Source organism: Roseateles sp. (assembly GCF_019237615.1).
Classification (GTDB): Bacteria; Pseudomonadota; Gammaproteobacteria; order Burkholderiales; family Burkholderiaceae_C; genus Pelomonas.
This window is the reverse complement of the sequence record NZ_JAFAGT010000100.1, coordinates 1-20308: the sequence shown is the minus strand read 5'-3', so window position 1 is coordinate 20308 and position 20308 is coordinate 1. Positions and strand designations below refer to the sequence as shown.

Here is a 20308-nt window from a genome sequence, read left to right as displayed (position 1 = left end):
GCCCTGAGCTGCTGTTCGTCCACCGCCGCCAGGTCCTCGAACAGACCGGCCGACGCATCACCTTGGTGCCTGGCATCACTCATGCCTCAGCACATGCCAGTTTCGTGCCAGCAAAGGGCGGTGGAGAAAAACTCTCAGGCTCTCAGTCCCGCGCCGGGATCTTGAGCCCGCGCTGCACCGCCGGCCGCGCAAGGAAAGCCTGCAGCACGCGGCCCACCTCGCGGAAGTCGCCGAAGCCGACAAGATCACCGGCGCCGTAGAAGCCGACCAGATTGTTGACCCAGGGGAAGGTCGCGATGTCGGCGATGCCGTACTCGTCGCCGGCCAGCCAGGCCCTGCCCTTGAGGTGGCCGTCCAGCACCGCCAGCAGGCGGCGCGCCTCGGCGACGTAGCGGTCGCGCGGGCGCTTGTCCTCGAAGTCCTTGCCGGCAAATTTGTGGAAGAAGCCAACCTGGCCGAACATCGGCCCGATGCCGCCCATCTGGAACATCAGCCACTGCAGGGCCTCGTAGCGGCCGGCCGCGTCCTTGGGCAGCAGTTGGCCGGTCTTGTCGGCCAGGTAGACGAGGATGGCGCCGCTCTCGAACAGCGCCAGCGGCCGGCCGCCGGGACCGGCGGGGTCGATGATGGCGGGAATCTTGTTGTTCGGGTTCAGCGACAGGAACTCGGGGCTGAGCTGGTCGTTGGCGTCGAACCTCACCAGATGCGGCTCGTAGGGCAGGCCCGTCTCCTCCAGCGCGATGGACACCTTGACACCGTTGGGCGTGGGCAGCGAGTACAGCTGCAGCCACTCCGGGTGGGCGGCGGGCCATTTCTTCGTGATGGGGAAGGCACTGAGGTCGGTCATGGCGGAGACGGCATTAGGGTTGGAGGCGCACGACTGTAGGCGCGCCGCATTGGCCATGCGCCAACCGGGACATCGCGATTCAGGCAGGAGGCCTCAAGCCCAGTCGACGCGACGGACCGCGCCGGCGGCGAGGGCGAGGCGATGCCGTCGAACTCGGAGTCGGCCTCGACTCCCACGGCGTCGAGCGGGATCTGCAGCCAGGCAGCCTCGCGGCAGAAGTCGTTGCAGTGGCAGCCGGCCAGGGCCGGCATCAAGAACTCGCCGCCGTTGACGGCGGGGCCGCGAGCCGCGTGAAAATGCCCCCATGTCCACAACCGCCTCCGCCGCGACGCCTCCTTCCAGGCTCGCGCTCTACCTGCAGCTGATCCGCTGGAACCGCCCGGCCGGTTGGCTGCTGCTGCTGTGGCCGACGCTGTCGGCGCTCTGGATCGCCGCGGACGGCTGGCCGGGCTGGCATCTGCTGGCCGTCTTCACGCTGGGCACGGTGCTGATGCGCTCGGCCGGCTGCTGCGTCAACGACGTGGCCGACCGCGACTTCGACCGCCACGTCAAGCGCACCGCGCAGCGGCCGGTAACCACGGGCGCCGTGTCGGTCCGAGAGGCCTTGCTGCTGGGCGCCGGGCTCTCGCTGGTTTCCTTCGGCCTGGTGCTGACGACCAACCGGCCGGCCGTCCTGCTGAGCTTCGCGGCGCTGGCCGTGGCCATCGTCTACCCCTTCGCCAAGCGCGTGCTGGCCATGCCGCAGGCGGTGCTGGGCGTCGCGTTCTCCTTCGGCATCCCCATGGCCTTCGCCGCGGCGCTGGGCGGCGTGGAATGGCATCTGCATTCGGTGCCGCTGTCGGCCTGGGCGCTGCTGGTGGCCAACCTGTTCTGGGTGCTAGCCTACGACACCGAGTACGCCATGGTGGACCGCGACGACGACCTGCGCATCGGCGTGCGCTCCTCGGCCATCGCCCTGGGCCGCTGGGACGTGGTGGGCATCATGGCGTTCTATGCAATCTACCTGGGCCTGTGGACGGCACTGAGCCTGCGGCTGGGCCTGGGCCGCTGGTTCCTGCTGGGCATCGCGGCGGCCGCGGCACAGGCCGCCTGGCACTTCACGCTGATCCGCAAGCGCCAGCGCGACGACTGCTTCCGCGCCTTCCGCGCCAACCACTGGGTGGGCTTCGCGGTGTTTGCCGGCACGGTCGCCGACCTGGCCCTGCGCTGATGTGAATAACGCCGATTTCGTGCGGCTAGTCCCGGCCGCCGCCGCATGAGAACGCGCTTACATTGCCTGCAAATCTGCAGGGAGTGAGAACCATGTCGAATGCGATGCGCGGGGCCTGGGCCCTGGCCTTGGGCCTGGCCTTGAGCGGCTGCGGCGGCGGCGGCGGCAGCGCGCCGGAGTCCCCGGGGTCCGGCGGCAACTCGGGCGGCCTCTCGGCCGACCCGGCCGGCCCGTCGTCCAGCTTTGCCCAGCAATGCGCAGCCACCAACACGATGGCCGCCGCCGGCCTGCGCACTGCCACGCTGGACAGCGAGAAGAGATGGCTGCGCGCCTATTTCGACGAAGCCTATCTGTGGCGCGACGAGGTACCGCGAGTGGATCCGGGCGGCGCGCGCTACAGCGGCGGCGACGTCTATGCCGCGCTGGACAACTACTTCGAGGCGTTGAAGACGCCCGGCCTGACCGGCACCGGCCAGCGGCGCGACCGCTTCAGCTTCACCTACCCGACGGACCGGTGGAAGGCGCTCAGCGAGAACGCTGCCGAGGCCGGCTACGGCATCGAGTGGAAGCTCGCCAGCCCGACGCCGCCGCGACAGGTCCGCGTCGCCTACGTCGAGGCCGGCAGCCCGGCCGACCTGGCGGGCGTGGTGCGCGGCGACCAGCTCTACAGCGTGGACGGCATCAACGCCGACGCGGCCGACAGCAACGGCGTGGACCTGCTGAACGCGGCGCTGTTCCCCGGCAAGGCCGGCACGCCGCACAACTTCAGCTTCACGCGCGCCGGCGGCGGGATGGCCACGCGCAGCCTGACGAGCACCATCGTCACGAAGACGCCGGTGCCCCTGGCCCGCGTCGTGACGACGCCGCAGGGCATGCGGGCCGGCTACCTGCTGTTCAACGACCACGTCGCGCCGGCCGAGGCCCAGCTCATCGCGGCGATGCGCAGCTTCCAGGCCCAGGGGGTGCAGGAGCTGGTGCTGGACCTGCGCTACAACGGCGGCGGCTATCTCTACATCGCCAGCGAGCTGGCGACGATGATCGCCGGCCCCGCGCGCACCGGCAGCCAGGCCTTCGAGACGCTGCGCTTCAACGCCCGGCGCAGCAGCGAGAACGCCGCGACGCCGTTCTACACCACCTCGTGCATCCTCGTCGGCAACAAGTGCAGCAAGCAGGAGGCGCTGCCGGCGCTGAACCTGAGCCGCGTCTACGTGCTGGCGCAGTCGGGCACCTGCTCGGCCAGCGAGTCGGTCATCAACGGCCTGCGCGGCGTGGGCGTGGACGTGGTGCTGATCGGCGGCAAGACCTGCGGCAAGCCCTATGGCTTCACGGCCAGGGACAACTGCGGCGTCAGCTACTTCCCGATCGAGTTCGCCGGCGTCAACGCGCAGGGCTTCGGCGACTATGCCGACGGCTTCGAGCCCAGCGGCAGCGGCGCGGCGGGCACGCGCTTCGTCAAAGGCTGCAGCGTGGCCGACGACTTCGGCCGCGCGCTGGGCGACACCACCGAAGGGATGCTGGCCACGGCGCTGGACCATGTGGACCGCGGCCTCTGCGTCGTGCGGCCTGGCGCGTCCGAAGCCAGCACGCGCGCGCAAGGCGCGGTCGCCGGCGAGGGCGGCGCGGCCATGACGCTGCGCGGCAACCCCGCGCGCAGCAACCGCATCTGGCTGCCGCGCTGAGCCGGCGCTTCAGCCCTTCTTGTTGACGCCGCCGGGGAAGCGCTCCCGGATGGCGTCCATCCAGCGTAGAAGCGCCAGCGTCTCGGCGTGCGGCATGCGCGGGCTCTCCAGCAAGCCGGCGCGTATGCAGGCCTGCGCCTCGGCAACCTCGCCCTCGAAGCCGTTGACGATGTAGGGCGCCTCGGCGCGCTGAGCCGGTGCCTTGCGCGTGACCAGCTCGACCGCCTGTGCGCCCCAGAAGTCCACCGGGAAGCGCAGGCCGGCCTTGGAACCCAGCGCCTCGAAGGCGTTCACCGACGACGCGTCGAAGCCGCAGCGGAACTGCGACGTGACGCCTCCGGGGAAATGCAGCGTCACGTTGACGGCCGCATCCACGCCGGTAGGCGCGAGCTGGGCAGCCACGTCGATGGCCACCGGCTCGGGGCAGGCGCCGTCGTTCATCTGCTGCAGCACCCAGCGTGTCACGGCCAGGTTGTAGATGCCGATGTCCCACAGCGAGCCGCCGGCCAGCGCCGGGTTCCAGTTGCGGTGCACCGGGTCGTAGGCGGACGAGAAGCAGAACGTCGACTGCATCGCGCGCAGCTCGCCGATGGCGCCCTCCCTCAGCCAGCGGCCCGCCAGCTCATAGGCTGGCAGGAAGCGCGTCCATAGCGCCTCCATCAGGAACACGCCCTTCGCACGCGCCAGCTCGACGAGGGCCTGCCCCTCCTCCAGCGACGTGACCAGCGGCTTCTCGCACAGTACTGGCTTGCCGGCCACCAGCGCGGCGCGCACGTACTCGCCGTGGTGGGAGTGCGGTGTGGCGATGTAGACGGCGTCGATGGCCGGATCGGCCAGCAGTTCGGCCAGCGCCGTCGTCACGCGCGCGGGTTCGCCGTCGCGCTGCCACCTCGCTGCATAGGCCCGGCCCTTGGCCGCATCGCGCGCGAACACGGCCGCCAGGCGCGCGCCAGGCACGCCGGCCAGCGCGGCGGCGAAGCGGTTGGCGATGCCGCCCGGGCCGATGACGCCCCAGCGGAAGACGTGGTGGTCAAGGGCCATGGCTGAGCGCCTTCACGAGGTCGGATTGCGTGAGGATGCCGACGAGCCGGGCCTGCTCGCCGACGATGGGGATGTGGTGATGGCCGGTGTCGGAGAACAGCGGCACCAGCCCGGCGATGGGCCGATCGGCGCTGGCCACGCGCACCTGGCGGCTCATGATCTGGCCTACCACCTCGGGCTTGGTCGAATGCGTGGACGACGAGGGCCGCAGCAACGCCTGCAGCCGGCCGGCCAGCCCCTCGCGCCGGTCAGCTTCGGCGGCACGCATGAAGTCGGCCCGGGTCACGATGCCGACGATGCGCTGCACGCGGTCCACCACCGGCAGGGCCTTGATATGGTGCCGCTGCAGCAGCGCCCAGGCCTCGGCCAGCGGCGTGCCGAACTCGACGCTGATGACGGGGCTGGACATGATGTCCTCGCAGCGCAGGCCACCCAGGCGGTTGCGGTAGCTCAGCAACTCGGCCTCGTGCAGCAGGTCGGCGAGGTCGTCGCGCGGCACGTCCAGCACCTGGTTGTAGCGGGCCAGCACGGCGTCCAGCTCGGCGTCGCCAAAGCGCGGTGGCGCCAGCTGCGCGCCCAGTGGCACCGGCGCCTGCTGGGCATGCGGGTAGCGGCGGCCGGTCAGGCCGTTGTAGGCCATGCCGGCCAGCACCAGCAGCAGCGAGTTCAGCGCCACGGGCTGCAGCGCGAAATGCCAGTCCCGCGTCGCCGTCAGCACCATCAGCAGGCTGGCCGCGCCGCCGGGCGGGTGCAGACAGCGCAGCAGGAACATCAGCCCTATGGCCAGCGCGACGGCGGCGGCTGCCATCGCCATGGGTGGCAGCGGCAGCCAGTGCAGGCAGGCGATGCCGACCAGGGCCGATACCGTGTTGCCGCCCAGCACGGCCCAGGGCTGGGCCAGCGGGCTGGCCGGCAGGCCGAAGACCAGCACCGCGCTGGCCCCCAGCGGCGCCACCAGCCAGGGCAGGCCCGGCGCCATGGCCGCCTGGCTGAGCGCACCGGCCAGCAGGATGCCGATACCGGCCCCGAGCAGCACGCGCAGGCGCTCGCGCGCATTGACGGCTTGCGGCGCGGGCCGCAGCGCGTTCAACAGCGCGAGCGCGCGCTGGCGCGGGGTGTCGGCGTTGGGCATGGGCGGCGGCGGGCATCGGAGCCAGGGCCGCCGATTGTGTCCGCTGCCAGCACCCGCCTGGGCTCAAGCGGGTTTCAGCCGGCCCCGTCCCGCGCAGAGATGAACTGACCCGTCAGGCCTTGCCGAGCAGCCCGTTCATCTTCAGCTTCAACGCCTGGGCCTGGGCGCGACGCTCCTTGGTCGCAGCGCGCTGGTAGGCGGCCTCGGCCTTCTCGCGCAGCGCGACGGCGCGCTCCAGCGCCTCCTGGTACCGCTCGACGGTGTAGGTGTTCTCGGTGCCGATGTAGACACTGCGCGCCAGCGGTGTCTCGCCGAAGCGCGGCAGCGTCACGGCGAAGCTGCAGTCGCGCACGCGGCTGCCGGCGCGCTGGCGCACGATGGGGCCGGAGATGCCCGAAGGCAGGTCGCTCTGCTTCTTGCGGCTGGGCGTGCGACGCAGCCGCGACGGCGCGGGCAACGTTGCGATGCGCTTGAACAGCTCCTTGGTCGCCATCGCCAGCGCGCGCCTCGCGCCGCTGCCGTCCTGGCTGTGGTCGGAAAACAGCTTGGTGCCGCCGTAGCGCAGCTGCCAGCCGTGGGTCGATAGATGGTCAATTCTCTGTATGCACTGCGGCACGACAAAGCGTTCGCCGCTGAAGATCACCACGTCTCGCGTGTTCATGATTGCCCCCAGTTCCAGTCACTCTGCCTGCCTGCACATGGTTGTACGGCCCGGTCTACTAACGCCCCTCTGGTACGGATCAAGTTTATGAGCGTTTATGGGCGCTCCGCGCATTTATGACATCACAGAAACAATTCATCGTAGAGGCGTCAGCTCAATGACAGCTAGGCGACGGGCCGGCCGGGCCGGTGGCCGGCCAGCGCCGGCACGAACAGCTCCATGACCCGCAATTGCGCGCCGCTGCGGCTGAACACCGAATTGCGCGACCACAGCATCTGGGATGGCATGACGCTGCCCGTGGCCTCCAGCCATTGCCGGGCGGCATGGCGGCGCGTGTGACCCGGGCGGGACAGGCGGCGCGGCTGTAGCTCGCTGCGATGGATCAGCGGGTCGTCATAGAGCAGGTGGGCCAGCGGCCGGGCGCCCAGGCCCTTCAGCGCCCGCCAGGGGCCGGTGGTGGCGCGCTGGTGCACGGCCGAGCGCGCCCAGATCAGAGGCTCGCCGTCCACCCGCAGGATGACCTCGCGCACCACCGTCAGCCCGCGCGGCGGCAGGCCCAGCGCGGCGCGCTCCAACGCCCGGAACGGCACGACGCCCTGGCGCAGCACCTGCACCTCGAAGCGCTCGCCGAGACGGGCCAGGCGGCGGCTCAGCGAGCCCGGCGCGTGCAGCCAGTCACGCAGGCTGTCTCTCGTCGCGATGCCCATTCAGCCGAATTCTCGACCCAGTTCCGCCGCGCGCTTGTGCGCCGCCAGCACGGCGCGGCGCAGGGCCGCGTCGACGGCGTCGGCCTGCAGCGACGTGATGGCCGCATGCGTCGTACCGCCCTTGCTCGTCACGCGTTCGCGCAGCACGGCCGGCGATTCGTCCGACGCCAGGCCCAGGCCGGCCGCGCCGGCGCACGTGGCCAGCGCCAGGCGCCGGCCCTGCTCGGCAGTCAGGCCCATGTCCACCGCCGCGGCCATCATGGCCTCGACGAAAAAGAAGAAGTAGGCCGGGCCCGAGCCCGACAACGCCGTCACGGCGTCGAGGTCGTCCTCGCGGGCCACCCACAGCGTCTGGCCGGTGGGCGCCAGCAGGCGCTCGACGGTGGCGCGTTCGCCGGCCGACACGGCCGGCCGCGCGAACAGGCCGGCGATGCCCTGGCCGATCAGCGCCGGCGTGTTGGGCATGGCGCGCACGACTCGCTCGCTGCCGGTGGCGGCAACGAGAGCCTCCGAGCGTATGCCGGCCATGACCGACAGGTGCAGCGCACCGCCGACCCAGGCCCTGACGGGCTCGGACGCCGCGCCGAACAGCTGCGGCTTGACGGCCCACACGACGGTCCCGGCCGCGGCCAGGCCCGCGTCGCCCACGGCCTGGGCCGCAACGCCGAACTCGCCGGCGAGCTTGTCGCGCTGCGGCGCATGGGGCTCGACGACGCTGAACTGGGTGGGCTTCATGCCGGCACGCAACAGTCCGCCGATGATGGCGCTGGCCATGTTGCCGCCGCCGATGAAGGCGATCTGTTCTGCACTCATGGCTGCAAGTCTAAGGTCGGGAAACTCCAAGCAGCGGCGCATCGCGGGCGCACCAACAATGCGTGCCGATGGGAGAACCATCCACGCCATCGGCCACGGCGCGCCGGGCTCCGCGTTGTGACCCGGCCCCAGACACAAATCAGCGACATGCCCCCACTATCTTGCCCCCCGCCCGCCCCGCCATGACCTTTTCACGCCTCGCCACCTGGCTGCTGCTCAGCACGGCCCTGGCCGCCTGCCAGGCGCCGCCTCCGGCCCCCCCCGTCGTCCAGGCCCCGCCGGGCGTCGCCTTTGCCGGCAGCGATGGCGGCAGCATGGCCCACGCCGTCGTCATCCTGACGGAGCTCAAGGGCCGCGCTGGCGTGCAAGCCGAGTACATATGGCTGATGCAGCGCTACCCGGGCTTCAAGCTCAGGGTCCAGGCCCTGGTGCACAAGGACGCCAGGCACTACGACCGCCTCGACATCACGACCGCCGATGGCCGTGAACTGTCGATCTGGTTCGACATCACCGCCTTCTTCGGCAAGTTCTGACCATGCCCTTCACCCGTCGTCCGCTGCTGCTGCTCGCCGCCCTCGCGCTGACCGCCTGCGCCGGTGGTCCGGCGCCGCCCAAGCCCTGGGCCGAGACGGCGGCGCGCGAGCTGAACCTGTCCCTCGCCAGGTTCGAACTGCAGGGCCGGCACGTGACGGTCACGCGCCGCGCGGGCGCCGCCGGGCCGCTGCCCGTCGTCGTCTACCTGCCCGGCCTCGGCCAGGGCAGCGAGGCCGGCCAGCGCTGGGCGGCCGCCTGGGCACAGGCCGGCTATGCAGTGCTGGCCGTACAGCCACTGGAGGACGACGCCGCCGCCTGGCGCTCGGCGCTGGCGCGCAGCGGCGAGTTCCGCGAGCTGGGCCAGCTGCACTACGGCGAGGCCATGCGCGCGGCCCGCCTGGCCGCGCTGCGCCGCCTGCTCGCGGCACTGCAGGCCGGCCCGCAGGCAGCCGGCGTGGCACTGGACTGGCAGCGCGCGGCCGTGGCCGGCTACGAGACCGGCGCGCAGACGGTGCTGGACCTGGGTAGCGACGACAGCGCCTGGCTGCCCCAAGCCGTCATCGCCATCAGCCCGCCGCCCATGGACGCCGCCGCCGCAACGCCGCCCGCGCTGCTGGTCACCAGCGACACCGATGGCGACGCCCTGGGCCTCGTCACCCGCCCGACCGAGCGCCACCGCGCCCTGGCCACGCTGCGCCCTGGCGCCAGCTGGCTGCTGAGCCCACCGGGCCTGTCGCACGCGGCGCTGTCGGGCACGCTGGCGCCGGAGGGCTGGCATGCGCAGGACCAGCACCATGGCCGCGAGGCCATGGGCGGGCAGCAGCGCGGCGGCATGGGCGGTGGCCAAGGCGCCCATGGTCCGGCCGGCGGCGCGCCGCGCGGCCCGCGCAGTGGCAGCGCCACCGAGGCAGCCCAGGCCGACCTGCACGAGGCCCTGCGCCTGAGCACGGCCTTCCTGGACGCGCAGCTGCGCGGCGCGGAGCCTCCCGCCAGCACACTGCTGACGCCGCGCTGAGTCGGTGGGCCTCGCGGCTCAGCGCGAGTTCACTTCCTTGCGGAACTGCTGCAGCGTGTCGCGGATCACCACATCTTCGTTGGACACGAGGTTGTCGCGCCCCTGGCCGGCGATGAAGAGCGGCTCCTGGGTCTCGTGGTCGAAGGCGGCGAGCAGGAACATGCGAAAGCGGTACCAGAGGTCCCACATGCTGATGTAGCTGAGGTGGACAACCATCTTGTCGGCACGCTCCGATTCCGGCGCGACGATGCCGGCCTGGATCTTCGCCACGCCCTTGCTCGCGGCCTCCAGGCCCGACGCCTTGTCGTAGGCCAGGCGGCCAAAGCCGGCTTCGTCAACAGTCTTGACGAAGCTCAGCGCCTCGCCGCTCTTGATCGCAAAGTTGACGTTCTGCGGCAGCGCGCCGCCGGTGGCAGCGGCCACGCGGCCGGCGTTCAGCGTCTTGCTGATGACGCCCACCACATTGCCCTCGCGATCCAGCAGCGGACCGCCGCTGTTGCCGGGCTGGATTTCCGCAGTGACCTGCAATTCCTTGGGGTTGTCGCGCATCCCTGCTGTGGCGGACACCAGGCCGCGCGTCATGCGCGCCGCGTTGCCCAGCAGGCGGGACAGAGGGTAGCCAATCGTGAAGACGTCATCGCCCATGGCCGCCGGTCTTGCGGCGCCGCGAAAGGGCAGCACCGTGCTGCCGGCCGGCAGCGGCTCGCGCAGCCGCAGCAGCGCAAGATCGGCCTCCTTGTCGGCCTGGACGACGTCCGCGAGCAGGCGCTGGCCGTTGAGCGTGACTGTCGCCTCCTTGAACTCGCCCAGCACATGGGCACAGGTCAGCAGCAGGCCGTCGGCGCCGACGACGAAGCCCGTGCCCTGCGAGGCCTCCACCGGCTTTCCGGCCGGCATCACCGTCACGCGAAATCCCATGGACTCCAGGCCCGCGACGATCCTGGGCGCGACCTGACGTGCGTCCTCCTTGGGCGGCACGAACAGGATTTCCTTGTAGGACTTGTAGCTCTTGGTCTTGAGCTCGCTGGACGCGTTCTGGTTGGTGATCAGCTGCGTGGACGACGCACAGCCCTGCAACGACAAACCCGCCAGCAGTCCCAGCGCCAGCCCGAACAGCCGCGCCCCACGAAACGTTCCGAACATCTGCGCCCCCCTGTTTCGGTCGATGGTAGTACCCGGCACCCATGGCGCGCGGCGGCGCAAGGCCCGAGGAAACCCCCGATCGGCGAGGCGCTCGTTCAGTCCTCCAGCCCCAGGAAACCGCCGCTCTGGTGCGCCCAGAGCCGCGCATAGATGCCGTTCGCCGCCAGCAGTTCGGCATGGGTTCCCTGCTCGACGATGCGGCCGGCGTCCATGACGATGAGACGGTCCAGCGCGGCGATGGTGGACAGGCGGTGGGCGATGGCCACCACCGTCTTGCCCTCCATCAGCGTGTAGAGGCTTTGCTGGATGGCGGCCTCGACCTCGCTGTCCAGCGCGCTGGTGGCCTCGTCCAGCAGCAGGATGGGTGCGTCCTTCAGCATCACGCGGGCGATGGCGATGCGCTGGCGCTGGCCGCCGCTGAGCTTGACACCGCGCTCGCCGACGAAGGCTTCAAAGCCGGTGCGGCCCCTGGGATCGGACAGCGTCGCGATGAACTCGTCGGCATGCGCGCGCTGGGCCGCACGCGCCAGCTCGGCGGGGCTCGCGCCAGGGCGGCCGTAGAGGATGTTGTCGGCCACCGAGCGGTGCAGCAGCGAGGTGTCCTGCGTGACCATGCCGATGTGCTGGCGCAGCGAGTCCTGCGTGACGCCGGCAATGTCCTGGCCGTCGATGCTGATGCGGCCGCCGCCGGCCGGCAGGTCATAGAGGCGCAGCAGCAGGTTCACCAGCGTGCTCTTGCCCGCGCCGCTGCGGCCCACCAGCCCGATCTTCTCGCCGGGCCTGATGGTCAGGTCCAGCCCGTCGACGACGACCTTGCCGTTGGGGTAGGCGAAGCGCAGGCTCTCGAAGCGCACCTCGCCCTGCTTCACCGTCAGCTCGGTGGCGCCGTTCGCATCGGCGATCGCCTGCGGCTTGGACAGCGTGGCCAGACCGTCCTGCACGGTGCCGATGTGCTCGAACAGCGACGCCATCTCCCACATCACCCAATGCGAGATGCCGTTCAGCCGCATCGCCATCGCGGTGGCCGCGGCGACGGCGCCGACGCCCACGGCGGACACGCCCCATAGCCACAGCGCCAGCAGCGCCGTGCTGCCCACCAGCAGCGCCGACAGCAGCGTGTTGACGACCTCGAAGCCGGTCACCAGGCGCATCTGGCCGTAGGCCGTCAGCATGAAGTCCTGCATGGCTGCCTTGGCATAGCCGGCCTCGCGCCGGCCATGGGCGAACAGCTTGACGGTGGCGATGTTGGTGTAGGCGTCGGTGATGCGGCCCGTCATCAGGCTGCGCGCGTCGGCCTGGGCCTGGGCGATCTTGCCCAGCCGCGGCACGAAGAAACGCAGCGCCATCAGGTAGAGAGCCAGCCAGCCGGCGAAGGGCAGCATCAGCCAGGCGTCGAAGCTGGCGACGATGCCCACCAGCGTACCGAAGTAGACGGCCACGTAGACGAGGATGTCGACGACGATGAGCCAGGTGTCGCGCACGGCCAGCGCCGTCTGCATGACCTTGGTGGCGATGCGGCCGGCGAACTCGTCGCCGAAGAAGGCCAGGCTCTGCGACAGCATGCGGCGGTGGAAGATCCAGCGCAGCCGCATCGGGAAGTTGCCGAACACGCCCTGGTACTTCAGCAGCGCCTGGGCCGAGGCAAGCACGATGCTGGCGGCCAGCAAGCCCAGCAGCATCAGCACGACGGGCTGGGGCTGGCTCCACAGCTCGGCCGGCTTGAGGGTGGACAGCCAGTCCACCAGCGAGGCCATCAGGCTGAACAGCAGGGCCTCGGCCGCCGCGATGCCGGCCGTGAACAGCGTGACCGCGAACAGATGCGGCCGCACGCCATCGGCGCAGCGCCACAGGAAGGCGAAGAAACGTGTCGGCGGGGCCGCGGCAGCGGTCTCTGGATAAGGGTCGACGAGGCGCTCGAAGCGCGAGGTCAGGGGCTGGAACAACGACATCCGGCTAGTGTCGCCGGACCGCGCGACCGGGTCACGGCCTCAGCGGCTGGCGGCTGAGGCCGGCGGCTGTGGCACGGTGACGCCGGGCGACAGCGAGATCTCGTCGACCAGCGTGACGCCGGTAACGAAATGTCGGGTCTCGCCGAAGCAGGAGGTCGGCAAGCCCACCTTCTCCTCGTAATGCAGGTTGACGCGCCGGCCCATCACCTTGGTGATGGCCTCGGCCGCGGCCTCGTCGTGCACGGTGAACTGGAACTTCTCGACGGTGCTGGAGCCGGGCAGCGACACCAGTGCCTGCTCGCCCTCCCAGGTCTTGCAGATCCACCCCTTGCGCGAGAACTTCTGCACCCAGCCAGCGCGCTCGCCCGAGGCATAGCTCCAGTGCCAGGCAAAGGCGAACCAGGCCGCCACGAGCAGCAGCAGGGCGATGAAGGACAGGGCGAGCTTCAGGCGCATGGGGCGGGGCGTTGGGTGCGGGAGCTGCGATTGTGCAGTCCTGCCGCAAATCTCCGGCTTGTCCGCCACGGCATGTGCCGCCGGCAGGCGCCTTGGCGAAGAATGACAGATCGCGTTGCGCGGGCATGGGGAGGATGACGGGATGAGCTTGAAGAACACCAAGATCGCGACCTTGCTGATGCTGGGCTTCGCGGCGATGGGCCTGCTGATTGTGCTGATGGGCGCGCTGGCCTGGGTCCGGCTGGGCGCGATGGACGCGCAGTTCAAGCTGGCGATGGAAGACCGCTATCCCAAGGTCAAGGCCTTCGGCTCGATTCGCGACACGAACAACAACGTGGCTCGCGCGCTGCGCAACCTGGTGCTGCTTGGCAGCAACGGCGACAAGGCCGCCATCGACGCGGAATACGCCGTCATCGAGGCCGGCTCCAAGTCCACCGCCAAGACGCTGGAGCAGCTCGGCAAGATCATGACCACGCCCGGCGGCAAGGCTGGTCTGGTCAAGCTCAACGAGGCGCGCGGCGGCTACCGCAGCGTGCGCGACCAGATCATCAAGCAGCTCAAGGCCGGCGACGTCGCCGGCGCCACGCAGGGCCTGCTGGTGGACCTGCCGCCCAAGCAGGCCGCCTACATGGGCGCGGTGGACGAGCTGATCGAGCTGGGCGACAAGCTGATGGCCATGTCCACGGAGGCGGCCGAGACCGAGGCGAGCAGCGCGCGCACCCAGGTCATCGCGCTGGTGCTGGTGGCGCTGGGCCTGGCGGGCTTCATGAGCTGGTGGCTGATCCGTGCCGTGACGGCGCCGCTGAACGAGGCGGTGCGGGTGGCCAGCGACGTCGCCGCCGGCGACCTGGCGACGCCCATCGCGAGCGGCGGCAGCAACGAAACCGGCCGGCTGCTGACGGCGCTGCACGAGATGCAGGGCCGACTGGCCGCCCTGGTGCGCGGGGTGCGCGAGGGCGCAGAGGGCGTGGCGACGGCCTCGGCCGAGATCTCGTCGGGCAACCACGACCTGTCGGCCCGCACCGAGCAGCAGGCCTCGGCACTGGAGGAGACGGCCGCCTCGATGGAAGAGCTGGGCAGCACCGTGCGCGGCAATGCCGACAACGCGCAACAGGCCAACCAGCTGGCGCTGGCCGCATCCAGCGTCGCCGTGCGCGGCGGCGAGGCGGTCGGCCAAGTCGTGCAGACCATGCGCGAGATCAGCGACAGCTCGCGCAAGATCGCCGACATCATCGGCGTCATCGACGGCATCGCCTTCCAGACCAACATCCTGGCGCTGAACGCGGCCGTCGAGGCGGCGCGCGCGGGCGAGCAGGGGCGCGGCTTCGCGGTCGTCGCCGCCGAGGTGCGCACGCTGGCCAGCCGCTCGGCCGAGGCCGCCAAGGAGATCAAGACCCTGATCACCGCCAGCGTCGAGCGCGTGGAGCTGGGCGGCAGCCAGGTGGACAGCGCGGGCGCGACCATCGACGAGGTCGTCGCGTCGATACGCCGCGTCACCGACATCATGGGCGAGATCAGCGCCGCCAGCCGCGAGCAGAGTTCCGGCGTGGCGCAGGTGGGCGAGGCCGTCACGCAGATGGACCGCGCGACGCAGGAGAACGCCGCGCTGGTGGAGCAGTCCGCCGCCGCCGCGGAGAGCCTGAAGCAGCAGGCCCAGCAGCTCGTTCAGTCCGTGGCGGTGTTCCGGCTGGCCTGACCTGCATCGGTGGCCGGATGGCGCTCGCGCCACGCGCGCAGTGCGCGCCGGTATTCGTCCATCGCCAGGTCGTGCAGATCGAAGATGCAGGGCGAACAACCGTTGCCGCAACAGGCGTCGAAGTCCGGCTCCGGCGGTGGCAGGGGCATGGGATCCGCGTCGGGCGCGGGCGGTGGTGTCATCGGCAGCATCGCCGCCGATTGTGCGGGTGAGCAGAATCCGGCCCATGCAATTCACCGCCCTGCCCGAATCCACCCACCCGCTCGTGACGCTGCGGCCTATCGTGGCGGCGGACCTCCCGGTCTGGTTCGACTACCTGTCCCTGCCGGCCGTCCACGAGCACACCAGCTGGCGTCCGCAGGCGCCGTCGCAGCTCGAGCATTACGACCACGCGCGTGCGGAGCACACGCCGTCGTCGGTGCTGCGCCTGGCGATCGCGGATCGCGCCGGCGGACGCATGCTGGGCTCCATCGGCTTTCACACGGTCTCGCCCGAGCACCGCACGGCCGAGCTGGCCTACGACCTGGCGCCGGGCGCCTGGGGCCAGGGCATCGCGAGCGCCATGGGCCGGCTGCTCGTCGACTGGGCGCATGGCCATGTAGGCCTGCTGCGCGTGCAGGCCACGGCGCTGAGCAGCAACACCCGTTCCATGAGGGTGCTGGAGCGCTGCGGCTTCACGCGCGAGGGCCTGCTGCGCAGCTACCGCCTGGTGCGGGGCCGGCCAGGCGACTTCTGGATGCATGCCCATGTCGTGCCGCCGGCCGCGGGCCCAGAATGACGCCATTCCCAGCCCGCCAGGAGAGTCCCGTGCTGATCGTCACCACCGAGAACATTGCCGGCCACCGCGTCGTCGAGGTCAAGGGCCAGGTCTTTGGCGTCGTCGTGCGCAGCCGCGGGCTGGCGGGCAACGTCCTGGCCGGGCTGCGCTCCATCGTCGGCGGCGAGATCACCGAGTACACGCAGCTGCTGGAGGAGGCCCGGCGCCATGCCATCGACCGCATGGTCAAGAACGCCCATGAGATGGGCGGCAATGCCGTCGTCATGATGCGCTTCGACTCGTCGGAGATGGGCCAGACCATGAGCGAGATCGTGGCCTATGGCACCGCCGTGGTGGTCGAGCGCGTCGCCGCCTGAGCCATGCTGCGCAGGCTGCTGTGGGTCGCCGCGCTGACGGTCTGCGCGGCGGGCCTGGTTGCCTTCCTGGCCGGCCATCGCGGCGCGGCGCCGTTCGCCCTCTGGGGCGGCGTCATCGCGGCGGCCGTGCTGCTGGAGCGCTGGCGCTACCGGGCGCACAGCGCGGCGCGGGATGACGACTGGCAGAAGACTGACGAGCGCTTCATCGACCCCGAGTCGGGCCGGCCCATGCAGGTGTTCTACAACCCGCGCACGGGCGAGCGGCGCTACGAGCACGCGCCGGACGGCGGCGAAGGACCCCATGGCTGATCGCCCGGCCTATGCCATCAAGGCCGAGATCCGCGACGCACAGGCGCAGCACTTCACGTTCGCTGCCCAGAAGACGATGTACGGCGGCAGGCACATCGCGCCGGGCGACATCGTCTTCCTCTTCGCCAGCGAGAACGAGGGCGGCGCGGGCCTGGTGGCGCGCGGCGTCGTCACGGCCGCCGAGGCGACGCCGCGGCGGCCCGGCTTGGCGCGCCAGACGCCGCGCGTCGGCATTGCCGTGCGGCGCACGGCCATGGCGGGGCATCGCCTCGGTCGCGCCGAGCTCAGGCCTTTCACGGATTGGGCCGACGGCCGGCCCGAGACCGAACTGAACTTCAAGTTCTACCGCCAGGCGACGAACAAGATCGTCGGCCTGTCGGATGCGACAGCCGCCTTCCTCGACGGCTTCTTCCGACCCGCGCGCCCCGCCATGTGAGGCCCGGCGCTTCATGTCAGGCTGTCACACAAAACCCGACCTGCCTCGGGTATGCTGCATCGCAACATTGCGACATCGCATACCGCTTGTCTCCTCCACCCCCTGGGTGGATTTGGGCCCTCTTCCGGTGGCTTGCCACCGCGGAGGGCCTCTTTCTATGCGCCGAGCCTCCTCAGTGCACGCCTGCCAGCAGGGCCGCGTTGCCGCCCGCCGCCGCCGTGTTGATGGTCAGCGTCCGCTCCGCCGCGAAGCGGTAGAGCTGGCGCACGTGGCCGGCCGCCGTGACAAGAGGCAGGATGGCGCCGGGCCGCGCGGCCAGCGCCTGGGCCAGCACATGGGCACAGGCGGCGTCTGAGGACGCCAGCGCGACGCCGGCCAGGCCTGGCGCGGCCAGCAGACCGGGCAGGGTCGCCTCCGGCAGCAGGGTCAGCGCGTTCGCGGGCAGACCGGCGCGCAGCAGCGCCTGGCGGGCGCGCTCGTCGCCGTCCAGCCAGATCGCGCTGTTGCCGGCCAGCAGGGCGCTGACGGCCGCGGCCAGGCCGGCCTCGGCGCGGCCCAGCACCGCGAAGACACCGCGGGCATGGTGGCGCAGCGTGTTGCTCTCGCCGGTGGGGCCTGGCAGGGTCTGGTCGGCGAACCGGGCCTGGGCGGCCGTGAACAGGCCGCGCAACGCGTGGGCCGCAGGCGCGTCCAGCGTGTCGGCGGCGCGGCGCAGCGTGGCGATGCGCTCGGCCAGCGGCGTGACGCGCCAGCCGGCATCGGCAGCCACGGCCAGCGCGCCGGCGGCGCCGTTCAGCGCCAGCGCCGGGGCCGGTGCGTCAATGCGCGGCTCGGCGCAGAAGCGGCGCAGATAGTCCGGCCCGCCGGCCTTGGGGCCGGTGCCCGACAGGCCCTCGCCGCCGAAGGGCTGCACGCCCACCACCGCGCCGATGATGTTGCGGTTGACGTAGACGTTGCCGATGCGCGCCTCGTCGGCCAGGCGCTGGGCGCGGCTGTCGATGCGGGTCTGGAGGCCCAGCGTCAGGCCGTAGCCCAGCGCGTTGATCTCCTGGATGACCTCGTCGACCGAATCCTCGAAGCGCACCACATGCAGCACCGGGCCGAAGATCTCCTCGCCCAGCTGGGCGATGCGCGGCAGCTCGAAGGCGACGGGGCGGATCTGGCGCGGCATGGCCTCGGCCACGGGCGCCTCGGCGATCAGCCTGGCGTCGCGCTTCAGGCGCTCGACATGCTTGCTGATGTGGGCATGCGCCTCGTCGTCGATGACGGGGCCCACGTCGGTGGCGAGGTCGTCCGGCCGGCCCACATGCAGCTCCGACAACGCACCCTTGAGCATCTCGATGACGCCGTCGGCGATGCTGGACTGCACGCACAGCAGGCGCAGCGCCGAGCAGCGCTGGCCGGCGGAGCGGAAGGCCGATTGCACGACCGCATCTATGACCTGCTCGGGCAGGGCCGTGGAGTCGACCACCATCGCGTTCAGGCCGCCCGTCTCGGCGATCAGCGGGATGGGTGAGTTGGGCTTGGCGGCCAAGGCCTTGTGGATGATCTGCGCGACGGCCGTGGAGCCGGTGAAGCAGACGCCGGCCGTGTGGGCGTGGGCCACCAGGCCCGCCCCCACCGTCTCGCCCGCGCCGTGCAGCAACGCCAGCGCATCGCCCGGCACGCCTGCGTCGATCAGCAGCTCGACCAGCTTCAGCGCGACATAGGGCGTCTGCTCGGCCGGCTTGGCAGCGACCGCGTTGCCGGCCACCAGCGCCGCGACGACCTGGCCCGCGAAGATGGCCAGCGGGAAGTTCCACGGGCTGATGCAGACGAACACGCCGCGGCCCTGCATCAGGTCGGCGTCGGCCTCGGCCTGGTCGGCGTAGTAGCGCATGAAGTCCACGGCCTCGCGCACCTCGGCGACGCAGTCGGCCTGGGTCTTGAAGGCCTCCTTGACGAGCAGCGCGCAGAACTCGGGCAGGCGCGCGTCCAGCGCGTCGGCGGCGCGGCGCAGCATGGCGGCGCGCTGCGCGACGGGCGTGGCGTTCCAGCCGGCGAAGCCAGCCTGCAGGCGCTGCATGGCCGCGTCGACGGTGGCGGCCGAGGCCTCCGGCACGGGCAGCACGGGCACGCTGTCCAGCGCGGCCTGCAGCGGCGCGCGCTGGGCCGGCGCGGTCAGGTCGGCGCCGGTGGAGTTGGCGCGGCCGCGGCCCTGCTCGTCGAGGTACAGCGACGCCGGCAGCGGCAGCGCGCTCGCATGGCGAATGTCGGCCAATGGCGAGCCCAGCAGCTCGGGCACGGCCACGCCGGGGTCGGCCAGCTGGTGCACGAAGGAGGAGTTGGCGCCGTTCTCCAGCAGTCGGCGCACCAGGTAGGCCAGCAGGTCTCGGTGCTCGCCCACGGGGGCGTAGACGCGGCAGGGGATGGAGCCGTCGCGCAACACCTCGCGATAGACGCCCTCGCCCATGCCGTGCAGGCGCTGCATCTCGAACGCGGCACCGGTGGCACGCGCCATCTGCACGATGGCGGCGATGGTGCCGGCGTTGTGGCTGGCGAATTGCGGGTAGATCACGTCGGCATGCGAGATCAGCGCCTGCGCGCAGGCCAGGTAGGACACGTCGGTGTGCTGCTTGTGCGTGAACACCGGATAGGCCTCCAGGCCCAGCTCCTGGGCGCGCTTGATTTCGCCGTCCCAGTAAGCCCCCTTGACCAGCCGCACCATGAAGCGCAAGCCGTGCTTGCGGGCGATGCCGGCCACCTCGTTGACCACGGCCAGCGCGCGCGTCTGGTAGGCCTGCACCGCCAGGCCAAATCCGCGCCATTGCGGGAACTGCAGCGCGATGCGGCCGGCCAGCGCGTCCAGCACCTCCAGCGACAGCTCCAGGCGGTCGACCTCTTCGGCGTCGATGGTGAGATTGATGTTGGCCTTGGCCGCGCGCTCGATCAGCTGCCAGACGCGCGGCAGCAGCTCGGCGAACACGCGCTCGCGCTGCAGGACCTCGTAGCGCGAGAACAGGGCGCTGAGCTTGATCGAAATGCCGTCCGAGGCCTCGGGTGAATCGGCCTTCTGGCCCTTGGCGATGGCATCGATGGCCATCAGGTACGAGGCCTGATAGCGTGCCGCGTCCGCCTCGGTGCGGGCCCCCTCGCCCAGCATGTCGTAGCTGAAGCGGAGCTGCTTTTGCTGGCGCCGGGCGCTGTCGGCCTCGTGCATGGCCTCCTTGATGCTCTGGCCCAGCACGAACTGCCGGCCCAGCAGCTGGATGGCCCGCACCGTGGCGGCCACCACGGTCTGCGCACCCAGGCGCTGCAGCAGCCCCCCCTCGCCTTCGGCTTCGGGCAGGAATTTCTTGGACAGCGAAATGGCCGTGGACGACAACGAGGCCAGCATCTTGTGCGGGCCCTCGGAGCCGCCATCGAATTGGGCCCGGCCCAGCTGGTCGGCGGTCAGCGCGATGGCGGTCGGGGCGTCGGGCACACGCAGCAGTGCTTCTGCCAAGCGCATCAGCGCCAGTCCTTCCGCGCTGGTGATGGGGTATTCGCGCAGCAACGACTCCATGG

Annotated in this window: 20 protein-coding genes; 9 read left to right on the top strand and 11 right to left on the bottom strand. The window is 71.1% G+C overall.

Features of this window, described 5'->3' with window-relative positions:
* Positions 1-142: 142 nt before the first annotated feature.
* Positions 143-847: a glutathione S-transferase N-terminal domain-containing protein gene (locus JOY88_RS21500; RefSeq protein ID WP_293504691.1), complete on the bottom strand. Its 705-nt coding sequence runs from the start codon at positions 845-847 to the stop codon at positions 143-145.
* Between the two features lie 304 nt (positions 848-1151).
* Between JOY88_RS21500 and ubiA the strand changes: the two genes are divergently transcribed.
* On the top strand, positions 1152-2057 hold the full coding sequence (gene ubiA / locus JOY88_RS21495; RefSeq protein WP_293504690.1) for a 4-hydroxybenzoate octaprenyltransferase: 906 nt from the start codon (positions 1152-1154) through the stop codon (positions 2055-2057).
* Positions 2058-2149: 92 nt separating this feature from the next.
* Positions 2150-3736, top strand: coding sequence for a S41 family peptidase (locus JOY88_RS21490; RefSeq protein ID WP_293504689.1), 1587 nt, complete (start codon positions 2150-2152; stop codon positions 3734-3736).
* A gap of 9 nt (positions 3737-3745) precedes the next feature.
* Here the strand turns inward: JOY88_RS21490 and JOY88_RS21485 are convergent, their stop codons facing one another.
* The 5 genes from JOY88_RS21485 to proC all read right to left on the bottom strand — a co-directional run bounded on the left by JOY88_RS21485 (position 3746) and on the right by proC (position 8090).
* A complete protein-coding gene (locus tag JOY88_RS21485; protein WP_293504688.1) occupies positions 3746-4777 on the bottom strand; it encodes a Gfo/Idh/MocA family protein in 1032 nt (343 codons plus the stop codon).
* Positions 4767-5909, bottom strand: coding sequence for an HPP family protein (locus JOY88_RS21480; protein WP_293504687.1), 1143 nt, complete (start codon positions 5907-5909; stop codon positions 4767-4769). Before JOY88_RS21480 ends, JOY88_RS21485 begins: the two co-directional genes overlap by 11 nt.
* 112 nt (positions 5910-6021) lie before the next feature.
* On the bottom strand, positions 6022-6570 hold the full coding sequence (locus JOY88_RS21475; protein ID WP_293504686.1) for a hypothetical protein: 549 nt from the start codon (positions 6568-6570) through the stop codon (positions 6022-6024).
* Positions 6571-6734: 164 nt separating this feature from the next.
* The gene (locus JOY88_RS21470; RefSeq protein ID WP_293504685.1) at positions 6735-7277 is read right to left on the bottom strand and encodes a chorismate--pyruvate lyase family protein; all 543 of its coding nucleotides are present in this window, start codon (positions 7275-7277) and stop codon (positions 6735-6737) included.
* Positions 7278-8090 carry a pyrroline-5-carboxylate reductase gene (gene proC / locus JOY88_RS21465; protein WP_293504684.1) on the bottom strand — a complete coding sequence of 271 codons (813 nt, stop codon included), beginning with the start codon at positions 8088-8090 and terminating at the stop codon, positions 7278-7280.
* 182 nt (positions 8091-8272) lie between these two features.
* On the opposite strand from proC, the gene JOY88_RS21460 reads away from it, so the two are divergent.
* The gene (locus tag JOY88_RS21460; RefSeq protein ID WP_293504683.1) at positions 8273-8623 is read left to right on the top strand and encodes a hypothetical protein; all 351 of its coding nucleotides are present in this window, start codon (positions 8273-8275) and stop codon (positions 8621-8623) included.
* A 2-nt stretch (positions 8624-8625) separates the two neighbouring features.
* Positions 8626-9639 carry a hypothetical protein gene (locus JOY88_RS21455; protein WP_293504682.1) on the top strand — a complete coding sequence of 338 codons (1014 nt, stop codon included), beginning with the start codon at positions 8626-8628 and terminating at the stop codon, positions 9637-9639.
* An 18-nt stretch (positions 9640-9657) separates the two neighbouring features.
* Here JOY88_RS21455 and JOY88_RS21450 read toward each other — a convergent pair whose 3' ends face one another.
* The 3 genes from JOY88_RS21450 to JOY88_RS21440 form a co-directional block, all read right to left on the bottom strand.
* Complete coding sequence (locus JOY88_RS21450; protein ID WP_293504681.1) at positions 9658-10782, bottom strand: S1C family serine protease; 1125 nt, start codon at positions 10780-10782, stop codon at positions 9658-9660.
* A gap of 95 nt (positions 10783-10877) precedes the next feature.
* Positions 10878-12731: an ABC transporter ATP-binding protein gene (locus tag JOY88_RS21445; protein WP_524539247.1), complete on the bottom strand. Its 1854-nt coding sequence runs from the start codon at positions 12729-12731 to the stop codon at positions 10878-10880.
* Between the two features lie 39 nt (positions 12732-12770).
* Positions 12771-13187, bottom strand: coding sequence for a hypothetical protein (locus JOY88_RS21440; RefSeq protein WP_293504680.1), 417 nt, complete (start codon positions 13185-13187; stop codon positions 12771-12773).
* A 142-nt stretch (positions 13188-13329) separates the two neighbouring features.
* On the opposite strand from JOY88_RS21440, the gene JOY88_RS21435 reads away from it, so the two are divergent.
* Positions 13330-14883, top strand: a complete 1554-nt coding sequence (locus JOY88_RS21435) for a methyl-accepting chemotaxis protein (RefSeq protein ID WP_293504679.1) — start codon at positions 13330-13332, stop codon at positions 14881-14883.
* Here the strand turns inward: JOY88_RS21435 and JOY88_RS21430 are convergent.
* Positions 14853-15065 (bottom strand): oxidoreductase-like domain-containing protein, encoded by a 213-nt coding sequence (locus tag JOY88_RS21430; RefSeq protein WP_293504692.1) that lies wholly within the window; start codon positions 15063-15065, stop codon positions 14853-14855. The two genes, JOY88_RS21435 and JOY88_RS21430, sit on opposite strands and share 31 nt — an antisense overlap.
* Positions 15066-15109: 44 nt before the next feature.
* Here JOY88_RS21430 and JOY88_RS21425 point away from each other — a divergent pair, with 44 nt between their 5' ends.
* Genes JOY88_RS21425 through JOY88_RS21410 form a run of 4 tightly spaced genes read left to right on the top strand, consistent with a single transcriptional unit; the run spans position 15110 to position 16762 of the window.
* Positions 15110-15661 carry a GNAT family N-acetyltransferase gene (locus JOY88_RS21425; protein ID WP_293504678.1) on the top strand — a complete coding sequence of 184 codons (552 nt, stop codon included), beginning with the start codon at positions 15110-15112 and terminating at the stop codon, positions 15659-15661.
* Positions 15662-15690: 29 nt separating this feature from the next.
* The gene (locus JOY88_RS21420) at positions 15691-16017 is read left to right on the top strand and encodes a YbjQ family protein (RefSeq protein ID WP_293504677.1); all 327 of its coding nucleotides are present in this window, start codon (positions 15691-15693) and stop codon (positions 16015-16017) included.
* A 3-nt stretch (positions 16018-16020) separates the two neighbouring features.
* Positions 16021-16326, top strand: coding sequence for a hypothetical protein (locus tag JOY88_RS21415; RefSeq protein WP_293504676.1), 306 nt, complete (start codon positions 16021-16023; stop codon positions 16324-16326).
* Positions 16319-16762 (top strand): hypothetical protein, encoded by a 444-nt coding sequence (locus JOY88_RS21410; RefSeq protein ID WP_293504675.1) that lies wholly within the window; start codon positions 16319-16321, stop codon positions 16760-16762. The genes JOY88_RS21415 and JOY88_RS21410 overlap by 8 nt, the downstream gene beginning before the upstream one ends.
* 172 nt (positions 16763-16934) lie before the next feature.
* Here the strand turns inward: JOY88_RS21410 and JOY88_RS21405 are convergent.
* Positions 16935-20308: L-glutamate gamma-semialdehyde dehydrogenase (locus tag JOY88_RS21405; RefSeq protein WP_524539246.1), on the bottom strand; the 3374-nt coding region annotated here is incomplete at its 5' end.